This window comes from Rugosimonospora acidiphila, assembly GCF_039543385.1.
GTDB classification, from domain to species: Bacteria; Actinomycetota; Actinomycetes; order Mycobacteriales; family Micromonosporaceae; genus Rugosimonospora; species Rugosimonospora acidiphila.
In genome coordinates this window covers 120093-132491 of sequence record NZ_BAABJQ010000006.1, presented here as the reverse complement: position 1 = coordinate 132491, position 12399 = coordinate 120093, and the positions used below count along the sequence as shown (strand labels likewise).

The 12399-nt window shown below is 71.3% G+C and carries 10 protein-coding genes and 1 pseudogene; 5 read left to right on the top strand and 6 right to left on the bottom strand.

Annotation, left to right across the window (positions count from 1 at the left end):
• Positions 1-32: 32 nt before the first annotated feature.
• Together ABEA87_RS12720 and ABEA87_RS12715 are read right to left on the bottom strand one after the other, a co-directional pair.
• Positions 33-677 carry a LysE family translocator gene (locus ABEA87_RS12720; RefSeq protein ID WP_345629133.1) on the bottom strand — a complete coding sequence of 215 codons (645 nt, stop codon included), beginning with the start codon at positions 675-677 and terminating at the stop codon, positions 33-35.
• Positions 678-850: 173 nt separating this feature from the next.
• Positions 851-2131: an ROK family transcriptional regulator gene (locus tag ABEA87_RS12715; RefSeq protein ID WP_345629132.1), complete on the bottom strand. Its 1281-nt coding sequence runs from the start codon at positions 2129-2131 to the stop codon at positions 851-853.
• A gap of 125 nt (positions 2132-2256) precedes the next feature.
• On the opposite strand from ABEA87_RS12715, the gene ABEA87_RS12710 reads away from it, so the two are divergent.
• A complete protein-coding gene (locus ABEA87_RS12710) occupies positions 2257-2571 on the top strand; it encodes a hypothetical protein (RefSeq protein ID WP_345629131.1) in 315 nt (104 codons plus the stop codon).
• A gap of 72 nt (positions 2572-2643) precedes the next feature.
• On the opposite strand, the gene ABEA87_RS12705 is transcribed toward ABEA87_RS12710, so the two are convergent.
• Positions 2644-3111, bottom strand: coding sequence for a PPOX class F420-dependent oxidoreductase (locus ABEA87_RS12705; RefSeq protein WP_345629130.1), 468 nt, complete (start codon positions 3109-3111; stop codon positions 2644-2646).
• Between the two features lie 216 nt (positions 3112-3327).
• On the opposite strand from ABEA87_RS12705, the gene ABEA87_RS12700 reads away from it, so the two are divergent.
• On the top strand, positions 3328-5076 hold the full coding sequence (locus tag ABEA87_RS12700) for a hypothetical protein (RefSeq protein ID WP_345629129.1): 1749 nt from the start codon (positions 3328-3330) through the stop codon (positions 5074-5076).
• Positions 5077-5099: 23 nt separating this feature from the next.
• Here the strand turns inward: ABEA87_RS12700 and ABEA87_RS12695 are convergent, their stop codons facing one another.
• The gene (locus ABEA87_RS12695; protein WP_345629127.1) at positions 5100-7211 is read right to left on the bottom strand and encodes an amylo-alpha-1,6-glucosidase; all 2112 of its coding nucleotides are present in this window, start codon (positions 7209-7211) and stop codon (positions 5100-5102) included.
• A 2-nt stretch (positions 7212-7213) separates the two neighbouring features.
• Complete coding sequence (locus ABEA87_RS12690; RefSeq protein WP_345629125.1) at positions 7214-7690, bottom strand: SCP2 sterol-binding domain-containing protein; 477 nt, start codon at positions 7688-7690, stop codon at positions 7214-7216.
• Between the two features lie 398 nt (positions 7691-8088).
• Between ABEA87_RS12690 and ABEA87_RS12685 the strand changes: the two genes are divergently transcribed.
• On the top strand, positions 8089-8247 hold the full coding sequence (locus tag ABEA87_RS12685; RefSeq protein ID WP_345629123.1) for a hypothetical protein: 159 nt from the start codon (positions 8089-8091) through the stop codon (positions 8245-8247).
• Positions 8248-8700: 453 nt separating this feature from the next.
• A pseudogene (locus ABEA87_RS12680) lies at positions 8701-9696 on the top strand (DNA polymerase domain-containing protein); the annotation flags it as partial.
• 1025 nt (positions 9697-10721) lie between these two features.
• On the opposite strand, the gene ABEA87_RS12675 reads toward ABEA87_RS12680, so the two are convergent.
• A complete protein-coding gene (locus tag ABEA87_RS12675) occupies positions 10722-11354 on the bottom strand; it encodes a hypothetical protein (protein WP_345629119.1) in 633 nt (210 codons plus the stop codon).
• Between the two features lie 310 nt (positions 11355-11664).
• On the opposite strand from ABEA87_RS12675, the gene npdG reads away from it, so the two are divergent.
• Entirely contained in the window at positions 11665-12357 is a 693-nt protein-coding gene (gene npdG, locus ABEA87_RS12670; protein ID WP_345629117.1) for an NADPH-dependent F420 reductase, read from the top strand.
• Positions 12358-12399 lie beyond the last annotated feature (42 nt).

Sequence of the window (12399 nt, the reverse complement as noted above, 5' to 3'; positions counted from 1 at the left end):
CCGCACCGCTTGCCGAGAACCGCGAAAGCTGGCTACCGAGCGGACAGTCCGAGTTTGAGCCCGAAGCAGACCAACACGCTTCCCGTCACACCGTCCACGGCGCGGTGCACCGACCGGCGGCGCAGCCAGCCCCTGACCGCCTGCGCGCCAAAGATGATCATCGTGAACCACAGCATGCCCTCGACATCGTGAACGGTGGCGAGCAGCACACCGACGGCGAGGTGGGAGGCTCCGGCCGGGATGAACTGGGGCAGCACCGCGACGTAGAAGGCGCCGATTTTGGGGTTCAGGAGGTTCGTCAGCAGGCCCCGCAGCCAGGCGAGACGCACACTGGCCGACGCCGCGAGAGCGATTCGCGGCGTCGGCTCCGCGTCGCCACCGGCCCCGCGCAGCGCGGTCCACAGCATCCGCGCGCCTAAGAAGATCATGTACGCGGCGCCGGCCACCCGCAGCACCGTGTAAGCCAACACCGACGCGGTCAGTAGCGCGGATACCCCGACCGCCGCGGCGGCGCCCCAGACCAACGAGCCGGTGCCGATGCCCAGGGCCGTCACGAAGGCCTGCCGCCGGCCATGCCTGACCGCGGATCGCAGTACGAGTGCGGTATCCAGTCCGGGAATGATGGTCAGAAGGCCGGCAACGACGGCGAACGACAGCACCGCGCTGGTCAGGGTCACCACTACACTCCTTCGCCGCGTTCCTCTCGGAACCCGTGTGAACCGCGGGAGCATAGCCGCACGCCGGACCCGCCGGGCACCGGCGGGTCACGCCGGACCTGACGTCCGGGGTCAGACCACGGTCGGGATCGCCTCGACCCGATCGGGTCGAGGCGATCGGGTCGAGACGCGGGTCAGGCCGGGGCGGTGGTCATCCGGGGGCGCTGTGCCGGTACATCGGTCCGGTTGTGCGCGGCGGTGCGCCGAGCCTCCCGGGGCCGGCCACCCTCCGCGAGCAGCGCCGCCACCGGCAGTGTCGCTGCCCCGAAGGCCACCGCGTCCGGACCGAGTTCACACAGATCGATCGAGGTCTGGCCGTGCGGGTGCCGCAGCGCGTGCGCCTGCGCAGCCTGCCTGATCTGGGGCAGCATCCGGCCGCCCAGCGCGAGCCCGGCCCAGCCGCCCAGCACGATGCGCTCCGGGTTGAACAGATTGATCAGGTTGGCGATGCCGGCGCCCAGGTAGCCCGCGGTCTCGTCCAGCACCCGAGCGGCCGTCTTGGACCGCTCGGCCGCGGTGAGTAGCGCGTCGAGGCTGGACTGCTCGTCCTCGCCCGGCACGGCGCGGCCGGCCCGGGCCTGCCGGTACCGGTCCAGGATGCCCTCCGCGCCGACGTACGCCTCCAGGCAGCCGTGCGAGCCGCACCGGCAGGCCCGCCCGCCGTACACGATGGTGGTATGCCCCCATTCGCCCGCGCTGCTCGTCGCGCCGCGATAGGTGCTGCCGTGGGTGATGACCGCGGCGCCCACTCCGGAGCCGAGCAGGATTATCACCGCGTGCCGGGCGCCGCGGCCGGCACCGAACCACATCTCCGCCTGCCCCTGGGTCTTCGCACCGTTCTCGAAGAACAGCGGTAGCTCGATGCCGTTGGCGCGCAGCATCTGCTCCAGGGCGATCGCGTCCCACCCGATCGTCTGCGCGTGCACCAGCACGGTGCGCCCCTGCTCCACGGTGCCGGGCACGCCGATGCCCACCCCCAGCACGCTGCGCTCGTCGATGCCGGCCTGTTCGATGGCCTCGCGCAGCCCGGAGGTGAGCTGCGCGACCACGGTCGACGGGTCCGGCCGGGGTCCGGACAGCGCGTGTTCCACGGTGGCCAGCCGGCTCATGGCGAGGTCGAACAGCTCGACCCGGACGCCGGTCTCGCCGACGTCGATGCCGATGACGTGCCCGTAGGCGGGGTCCACGCGCAGCAGCACGCGCGGCCGGCCGCCGTCCGACTCGACCAGGCCGGCCTCGACGATCAGCCGCTCCTCGACCAGTTCAGCGGTGACGTTGCTGACCGTCGCGGCGGACAGGCCGGTGAGGTGACTCAGCTCGTGGCGGCTGAGCGGACCGTCGAAGAACAGCTTCGACAGCAGCGCCGCCCGATTGTGGCGGCGCAGGTCGCGGACCGTGGTGCGCTTTGATTCCATCGCCTTCCATCTCCCCGGAGTTCGTCCTCACCAGCACACCTGTGCGTCCAGACGGCGGTTCTCGGTTGCAGCCTGCCTAGCTTATTAAATAAGAGTCATATTTTAATGCATGAAACAGTAATCCGGTGATCGGCGTGGCGTCCATCCCGCCGGATCGTGAGAACTGCCCCGACCGGGGGTCGACCGGGCACGTCAGATCGAACTGGTTGGCCGTCGAGCCGGTGTTCATGGGTGGCATGGAGGAGACGTTCAGCCCGGACGGCCGCACCGTGGCCGGCGGCGGCGCGGACCACACGGTGCACCTGGACGACCTCGCCCAGCTTGACGACCTGCGGGGCAACGCCCGCGTCGAGTCCTGCCCGCGGGCCGGGCGCGGACTCGACCCCGGCGAATGGGCACGCGAGGTGCCGGGGCTGCCGTACCAGCGGACCCGCCCCTGAACGCCCGGCCCGCCGCGCGTCGGCAGCGGGCCGGCGGTGGCTTCAGTCGTCGGCAGCGGGCCGGCGGTGGGCTCAGTCGTCGGCGAGGCGGGCCGGGAAACCGCCCGTCGCGATCGGGCCCCAGTGTTCGATGGTGACCCGGATCAGCGACTTGCCCTGCCGGCGCATCGCCTCCCGGTACTCGTCCCAGTTCGGGTGCTCACCGGAGATGCACCGGAAGTACTCGACCAGCGGCTCCAGCGCCTCGGGCAGGTCGATGACCTCGGCGCGGCCGTCGACCTGCGCCCAGGGTCCGTTGAAGTCGTCGGACAGCACGCACAGTGACACCCGCGGGTCGCGGCGCGCGTTGGCCGCCTTGGCCCGCTCCGGGTACGTGGAAATCACTATGCGGCCCTCCGGATCCACGCCGCAGGTGACCGGCGAGGACTGCGGCCGGCCGTCGGCGCGGGTGGTGAGCAGGATGGCGTGGTGCCGGGTGCGGAGGAATTCGAGCAGGTGGTCGCGGTCGACGCGGTTCGTGGTAGCGATCGTGCGAGGCATGTACCCACTCTACGAACGCGGGCCGGGGCGTGCCGGCACCGGTGGGATTGCTAGCGTCTCGACTAGCAGCCTGCTAGCCCGAGGAGGGCGTGTGGAACGGGTAACCGGACCAGAGATGCCGGCGCGTCGGTCGCGCTGGCCGAGGTCGCAGCTCAACACGCGGGTATGGGTGGAGATCGGGCGGGAGCCCGTCGCGCCGCGGCGGGGGAGCGACCGGTGACCGCGATGCCGGGCCCGGGCCCCCGGGGCCGTCGCTCCGACCTGCCGGTGGCCGAACTGGAGATGGACGCCCATCTGCAGCGCACGCTGCGCCGGACCTCCGTGATGCGGCAGGGCTTCTACCTGGTGGTGCTGGTCGTCGCCCTGGCCGGTCAGGTCTCCGGCGCCGTGGAGACGCTGGGCATCCCGCTGGTCGCCGCGGTACCGGCGGTCGCCGCGCTGGAGCTGGGCGGCGTGGTGGTACTGGCCAACGCCGACGTGCGCCGCCGGCTCGGCGAGCGGGCGGTCGCCTCACGGCTGCTGTCCGTGGCAATCGCCGCGGGAGCGGTCGCGTTCAACTGGCTGGCACACGACAACCACCTGCTGGGGGGGTTCTTCGCCGGCATGTCCGCGCTGGGTTACCTGGTCTGGCTGATGCACACCGAGAACCAGCGCCGGGACCGGCTGCGCGCCAAGGGCGACCTCGCGCCCACCACCCCCGGGTACGAGGTCGTCGGCCACTGGCTGCGCCATCCATGGCTGACGAACCGCGCGAAGAGCCTGGCCAAGGCGAACCCGGAGCTGGGCCTGTACGACTCGCTGGCGGCGGCCCGCGACCAGATCAAGCGGGAGCGCCGGCAGGCGGCGATCTCGAAGGTGCTGCACCGCAAGATCCGTGCCGCGGTCGACCCGAACACGGCGGACATCGCGATCGCCGTGTACGACCTCGACGAGATCGCGACCCGGCTGGCCGACGGCGCCGACTACGACGGGCTCACCGCGCTCATCGCCGCCGACCTGACCCCGGCCCGGCTGGGCCTGGACGGCTCGACCCTCGACGGCTCGACCCTCGACGGCTCGACCCTCGACGGTTCGACCCTCGACGGCTCGGCTCTGGACGGCTCGGCTCTCGACGCCTCGACCCTGGACGCCCGGGCTCGGGCCGCCTCGGACTCCGGCGCCCCGGCCGGGGGCGCGCGCGACGGCGGGGCGGCCGGTTCCAACTCCCCGTCGATCCCGGCCGCGAACGGGTTGGCCGCGAACGAGTCGAGCGCGAACGGGACGAGCGCGAACGGGTCGGATGCGACGGGAGCCGGCGACGCCGGGCCGGCCGACGCGACCGGCACCGACGGCTCGGCGGCGCCGCTCGCCGGGTCCGACGGGTCGGCTGACGTGGGCGAGCGACCCGAGGGCGCGACGCGACCGGCGGCCGCCACCGGAGTCGACAGCCCGACCATCGAGAGCCCGATCCTGGACGTACCGACCCGGGCCGTGGCGCGGGCGCAGCCGGTGCGGGTCCTCGACCCGTCGGTGCGCCGCACCCTGGAGGAGCAGTTCGGGCTGGGCCGGCAGGCCGAGCCATCGGGGTCGGGTACCACCGGCGACGAGCCGGCACGCCGGGACCGCTCCCGCCGCACGGCGGGCAACCAGCGCGGCGCGGCCTCGAATAGCGCTCCGGCCGCGCCGGCGACCGGCCCGCTCAGTGACACGCTGCCGGCCGCTGGCCCGGCGGGCGCGCCGCACGGCGTCTCCCCGGCGCCGAGCGCCGCGCGGGCCGGCCGGGAGGGTGCGCTGCGCACCCAGGTGCACACCGCGCTGGACACCCACGTGCCGCCCGGGGCCCAGCGGGACGAGACCACGCTGATGGAGCTGGTCGCCGACGTGCTCGACCTGAACGACATCGACCGGCTGACCGCGGCCCCCTACGTGCAGAGCTGGCTGAAGGAGGGGTCGCGGGTCGGCGCGTCGGCCGGCGGAACGTCCTGAGGCGCCGTCCGGCCGCAGTCGGTTCAGCGTCGCGAGATCTCCGGCAGGGTGACCCCGAGCTGCGCGCGCAGGCCGGCCTGGGCGCCCACGGAGATCCGGCCCCGCGCGAACGCGTCGAGGTGGCCCCACCGGCCCGGGATGTCGAGTAGCTCTATGCGCCCGATGCCCTCGGGCAGCACCGGCTCGACCACGAGGTGGTCGCCCACCGGCTCCAGCCCGAGCATGACCTGCACCAGCAGCATGGGTGCGCCGGTCGACCACGCCTGCGGGCTGCACGCCGTCGGGTACTGCACCGGGTACATGGTCTCCTCCCGCCGGTACCCGGCGAAGGCCTCGGGCAGCCGCCCGTTGAAGAACTCCGCCGCGTCCAGGACACCGGCCGCCACCCTGGCCGCCTCGTCCTTGTACCCGTACCTGCGCAGCCCCAGGGCGATGAACGAGTTGTCGAACGGCCAGACGGTGCCCACGTGGTACCCGATCGGGTTGTACCGCACCTCGCCCTCGGCCAGCGTGCGGATGCCCCAGCCGCAGAACAGCCGCGGCCCCATCAGGTGGTCCACCAGCGCCCGGGCCTTGTCCGGCTCCACGATCCCGCTCCACAGCAGGTGCCCGATGTTGGACGACAGCGTGTCCACCTGGCGTCCGTCGCCGTCCAGGGCGAGCGCGAAGTACTGCCCGTCCTCCACCCAGAAGTCCTCGTTGAACCGGCGCTTGAGCTCGGCGGCCTCGCTCTCCAGCCGGTTGGCCAGCGCCGGGTCGTCCCAGATCTCCCGGGCCAGCCGGGCCCCACGGATCTTCGCGTCGTACGCGTAGCCCTGCAGCTCGCAGGTTGCCCGGGGGAAGTTCGGCAGGCTGCCGTCCCGGTAGGAGATGGCGTCCCAGGAGTCCTTCCAGCACTGGTTCTCCAGGCCGCTCTCCTCGTTGCGGCGTTGGTAGGAGATGTAGCCGTTGCCCATGAGGTCGCCGTACTCGTCGATCCAGTTGAGCGCGGCCCGGGCCTCGTACTCCATCCGCTTGACCAGCTTGGCATCGCCGGTCCACCGCTCGTACTCGTCCATGAGGATCACGAACAGCGGGGTGGCGTCGGCCGTGCCGAAGTACGGTGAGTGCGGGCGCTCCTCGAACGCGGTCATCTCCCCGTAGCGCAGCTCGTGCGGGATCTTCCCCGGTTCCTCGTCGCGGAAGTCGTCCAGCCGGCTGCCCTGCCACTCGCCGAGCACGGTCAGCGTGGTGCCGGCCAGTTCCGGCGTGAACGCCAGCGTCTGGAGGCTGGTCAGGATGCTGTCCCGACCGAACATCGTCATGAACCAGGGCAGCCCCGCCGACGGCAGCGAGCGGCTGTTCGCGATGGTCGGCGAGAACCGCAGCGCGGCCAGGTCGATCAGGCTGCGCCGGTAGGTCCGCTTGAGTGGATCCCAGTCACATTCCAGGCGCGGCGCCTTGCCGACCCAGGTCTCCAGGTCCTGCACCATCTCCCGCCAGTCACGGCTGCGGCTGGCACCCCAGGCGTGTCCGACGTGCACCTCACGTCCGCCCACGCCGCGGATCTCCGCGTCGACCTGGATCTCGGTCTCCCATTTACCGTCCGGCTCCACGCGGAAGTTGAACGTCAGCCCCTTCTTGTCCAGCTTCGCGTCGCCGGTGGTGGAGATGACGGTCTGACGGTTGAAGGTCTGCCGTTCGTACCCGAGAACCAGCCGGTCCGGCTCGACCGTGGCGCTGTACTTGCCCTTCTTGGACAGCGAGTCCTTCACCTCGAAGAGGTCGGCGAAATCGGAGCCGACCTCCAGCCGCACGCTGATGTCTCGCGGCTTGTCGTCGTGGTTGAGGATGGTCAGCTCCTCGTGGAAGCCCTCGCACACGGTGCGCTTGCGGACCACGGAGAGCTTGTTGTCGGTGTAGACCACGGTGCCGGCCCCAGGCACCAGGAAGAACCGGGTTTGAAAATAGTGCAGGTCGTCGATGGATAGCGGGCTGAGTCGCTCCCCGTTGATGGTCATCACCCAGGTCGACAGGAAGCGGGTGTCGTAGGAGAACATGCCGTTGGGCTCGGAGGGGGAAGCCTCGATGTCGCCGCTGGTATCGCTCACCACGAAGGTGTTGCCGTCGAGGATGTTCACCGATGTTTCGCTCATGGCTACCTCCGCTCTCCGGCACGCGCCGCGGATGGGTCGACGGTCAGCGTGCCGCTCGTCGAGAAGCCCGCGCTGATCCGCGGGGCGCCCGGACGCACATTGTTCGGATTCGCCGCGGCGCTGCGGGCGAGGTTGTTGGGACCGGTCGATGTCGGGGGGCCGGGGAGCAGCCGTTGCAGCAGCACGGCCAGTTCGAGGTCGCCGGTGGTGGCCGCCTCGCCGCGCAGCAGTGCGGACATCGCGTTCATCTCGCCGCTGGCCAGCTTCTCGAACACGCGTGCCGGGGCGTAGAAGACCGTGTCCGGCTCTCCGCCGTCGTGGCCGACGACGACGTCGCCCTTGTTGATGTTGACGTACCAGTGGTCGACGCTCTTGCCGTGGTCCAGGTCCACGCGCAGGCATCCGCTGACCTTCTCCAGTAGCGGCTCGTGCCGCCGTCTGGCCAGCCCGTCGAAGAATGCCTCGGTCGCACTCGTCATCAGGTTGTCCCATCCAGTGCCGCGGTAACCGGTCGATTCACCATCCCGGCCGGCAGAGTGAATGGGCCTCACACCCGGAGGGTGAACTCCGGGTGTGTGCCGCGATCGCGGCGGATCCGCCAGGTCGGCCGGGGCGGTCGTCATGGGGCGGGCCCGATCGACCGGGTCCGGCCGGTGAGGCGTCGTCTGGCCGCGATCGGCGCCTAGGCGCGGCCGAACGGCCGGCCCGGACGGGCAGGCCGTTTTCGCGGCATGCCTCCGGCTAGAGACCTAGGTGCGGCTATTACGTGGGATATGGCGTAAGCGCGGGAAGTCCACTGTTACGCTGAGTGTCGAACTATCAACCCTATGTACCCGGAATGGTGTGTCATACAGCGTCGTCGGGGGGTGGCCCAGTAATGGTCCGTAGGACCCTAACCTGGCTCTTTATCGGCTTCCTGATCTTCTTCGTGGCCCGGCGGCCCGCCGCCGCGGCCACCGTCGCCAGGTGGATCGCCGCCGTGCTGGCCGGTATCGCGACCGGTGGGAGTGACTTCATCTCGAATCTGATCCACTGATCGATCCGGCCCGGGCGGCCGGCCCGTGCCGGGGCGCCGCAGGCCGCGCGCCGGCCGGGCTAGGCGGTGTTCGCACTGCCGGGCGCGGGCGGCCGGGGGAGTCGCGCGCGGAGATCGCGGCCGGCCCCCCAGGGCGGCGACGGCCCGAGGCGGGGCCGGCGGGACGAGCTCGGCGCGATCGCGGGTGGTCCCGCCGAGGACGATTCGATCGAGGGTGGCGAGACGGTGGCCGGCCGGGACGGCCGGCGCGAAACCGGCGCCGGACATGGCAAGGGGCCGATCACCCACGGGGGAAGGCGGTCGGCCCCTGCTACGACCAACGTTACTTGACCGCGCAACAATTTGTCGACACCCAAATTCTGGGAGAACTAGCTGCGTGCGAACGGCCACCTTCCGTGAATGGACGGGGTCGCTCCGGCCACCGCCGCCGACCAGGTGGCATAGGGTGCCGCCATGGCTACCCGCAAGGAAGTCCTGGAAGTGGCCGGTCGGGCGGTTACGGTCACCAATCCCGACAAGGTGTTCTTCCCGCAGTCCGGCCGGACCAAGCTCGACCTCGTCCGGTACTACCTGGCGGTTGCCGAGGGCGCGCTGCGCGGAGTGGGTGACCGACCGATGGCCCTCAAGCGGTACGTCAACGGCATCGACGGCGAGGCGTTCTACCAGAAGCGCGCGCCACAGACCCGACCGGACTGGATCGGCACTGTCGAACTGCGCTTTCCGTCGGGCCGTACCGCCCACGAGATAGTGCTCGGCGACGCGGCGCAGCTCGCCTGGGTGGTCAACCTCGGCTGTGTCGACCTGCATCCGCATCCGGTGCGGTCGGGAGACCTCCAACACCCGGACGAACTGCGGGTCGACCTGGACCCGGTGCCGGGCGTGCCATGGTCGGACGTGCGCGAGGTCGCCCTGGTGGTCCGCGACACCCTCGCCGACTTCGGGCTGGCCGGCTGGCCGAAGACCTCGGGCTCGCGCGGCTTCCACGTGTACTGCCGCATCCAGCCGCGGTGGACCTTCCCCGAGGCGCGTACCGCCGCGGTCGCGCTCGCCCGCGAGGTCGAGCAGCGGGTACCGGGGCTGGCCACCAGCCGGTGGTGGAAGGAGGAGCGGCGCGGCGTCTTCGTGGACTTCAACCAGATGGCGAAGGACCGCACCACCGCCTCGGCGTACTCGATCCGGCCGACCGCCGACGCCCGGGTGTCCACGCCGCTGCGCTGGGACGAGGTGCCCGACTGCGTACCGGAGGAATTCACAATGGACAGCGTCCCGAGCCGGTTGGCCCGCTCGGGAGATCCGTGGCACGGCATGGACGACGCGGCCGGTTCGCTGGTGCCGCTGCTGGAGTTGGCCGAGCGGCACCGCGACGCCGGGCTGCCCGACGCGCCCTGGCCGCCGCACTTCGCCAAGCAGGCCGACGAACCGACGCGGGCGCAGCCGTCGCGACGGCGCGCACCGGCGGCGGGCACGGTACCGGCCCCGGCGCCGGGCAAGTCGAGCGGACCGACGGGACGGCGGCGCAGCACCATGCCGCTGATCGAAATCGCTCGCGCGGCCCACAAGGACGAGGCGATGGCCGGGCTGGAGCGCTGGAAGGCGCGGTACCCGCGAGTGTGGACCTACCTCGAACCGGCCGACGTACTGGTCGACTCGATGCGCGGGCGCAGCAGTACGTGGACGCGCATCCGGGTCAACCTGCACAACGTGCCGGAGGATCAGCGTCCGCCGCAGGAGGCCCTCGAGGTCGACTTCGACCCGTGGGGCGGGCGTCCACCGTCGGCGAACCCGTAGCGGCGCCCGCCGCCGTCGCACCCACGTAGCGGCGCCCGCCGCCGGTGAATTCGTGACGTGCATCCGACCGTCCGCACCGCCGTCGCGCCGAGTCGGTGAGCGTGGCTGGGACACCGTTCCGGGTGCCTCGGCACCCCTCTCCGGTCCCCGGTCGCGGCCCGCTCGCCGACCCTCCACTGTCGACGCTGAGGCCCGTTTGGCGGCCGGAAGGGCTCCCGAACACCCTTGTGAGGTGTGTCGCGGCGAAAAAATATTGTCCGCCGTCAGCGGCCACGATTGGTCACTGATCGATGTGGACATCGTTAGCGGATTCCTTTATCGCACAACGGTTTCGTTCGTTTCAAAAACGCTCGGCGATAGCGTCCGAAGGGGTGCGCGCGGATACGTCTACTGTGGAGGTGCATCGACTTTCTGCCCGAATCGGTGGCGCTTAGGAGTTTTGCGGTGCACAGTAATCACATGAGTTACAGCGGGTCCGCCACCAGGTACTTCTGGTGTCTCCGGCACCACCGCGTCGAGACGAACGGCAACGCATGTGCGGAGCGGTATCGGCTCGGGCCGTTTGGCACCGAGGCCGAGGCAGAGCATGCCTTGGAGAAGGTCGCCCAGCGGAACGAAGAGTGGGACGCGGAGGATGCCCGTTGGTCCGGGGAGAGGTCGTGAACGGGCCGGGGCAGACCGGAGCGTTACATGGCGATCTCCATCGCTTCTCTGAAGGAGAGAAACACTATGGCCGTAGCGAATAAGGCCACGACCACACCGGCCGCGAAGCGCGCGGCTGCGAAGAAGACCGTGGCGGCCGCCGGTTCCACCGCGCGGAAGACCGCCACCAAGAGTGCCACCAAGCGCACGACCGCTGCCAAGAGCACCACCGCACGGAAGACCGCCACCAAGGCCCCGGCGAAGCGCGCGGCCGCCAAGAAGACGGCCAAGGCCGCGCCGGCCAAGCGGACTACCGCCCGCAAGACCGCGCCGGCGAAGAAGGCAACCCCGGCGAAGCGGACCACCGCCCGGAAGACCACCGCGGCGAAGAAGGCAACCCCGGCGAAGCGGACCACCGCGAAGGCGACCACCGCCAAGCGGGCCACCGCGAAGAAGACGACCGCCGCGAAGAAGACGACCGCTCGCAAGAGCACCACGGCAAAGGCCACCACGGCGAAGCGGGCCACCGCGGCCAAACGCACGGCGAAGAAGGCGGCTCCGGCCAAGCGCACGGCCGCCAAGCGCACGACCGCCACCAAGCGCACCACGGCCGCCAAGCGCACCACGGCCGCCAAGCGGACGAGCGCCGCCAGTTCGCCGGCCCGCCGCACCGCCACCGCGCGGACCCGGCGCTCGCCCGGGATGTAACGGCTCCGCCGACCGCGGAGACCGCGACAACAATTCACTAAAAATGCGACGCCGGCACGCACGGCGCGTGCTTGTCATGCCCTGTTACCGGGGTCGCCATACCGCGATACCCTGCGCCGCGAGCCGGACTGCCTCCGCAGTCCCGGCCCGCGGCGCAGGCCGCTGTCGGGCCGGCGATGCTGGCCACGGCCTCCAGGCTCGGCGCGGGCCCGGACGCGCCGGTGCCGGTGTGATGCAGGTCGCGAACGCGTGCCAGTGCGCTTCTGCCAGGATGGGAGCATGCCACTGGATCTGAACAGCCTGCCCGACGTCTCGCACCTGTCCGTGGGGATTCTCGGCGGCACGGGCGACCAGGGCCGCGGCCTCGCGTACCGGTTCGCCCGCGCCGGCCAGCAGGTCCGGATCGGCTCCCGCTCGCGGGAGCGCGGGGCGGGAGTCGCGGAGGAACTCGCCGCGCTGCCCCGGGTGGCCGCGGGACTGCTCACCGGCGGCGACAACACCTACGCGTGCGCCGCCGACGTTGTGATCATCGCCGTGCCCTGGGAGGGCCACAGTGAGCTGGTCGCCTCGCTGCGCGAGCCGCTCGCCGGCAAGGTGGTGGTCGACTGCGTGAACCCGCTCGGCTTCGACAAGCAGGGGCCGTACCCGCTGGAGGTGGCCGAGGGCAGCGCCGCGCAGCAGGCGGCCGCCCTGCTGCCCGAATCGACGGTGTGTGCCGCGTTCCATCACGTCAGCGCCGTGCTGCTGGCCGACCCGCAGGTGCCCAGCATCGACCTGGACGTGCTGGTGCTCGGCGAGGATCGGGCGGCGGTGGGTCTGGTGCAGGCGTTGGCCGGGCGCATCGACGGGATGCGCGGCGTGTACGCCGGCCGGCTGCGCAACGCCGGTCAGATCGAGGCGTTCACCGCGAACCTCATCGCCATCAACAAGCGCTACAAGGCCCATGCCGGAATCCGGCTGACCGACGTCTGAGCGCGGCGCCGGCGCGCCCCGATCGGGCGCGCCGGTGACGAA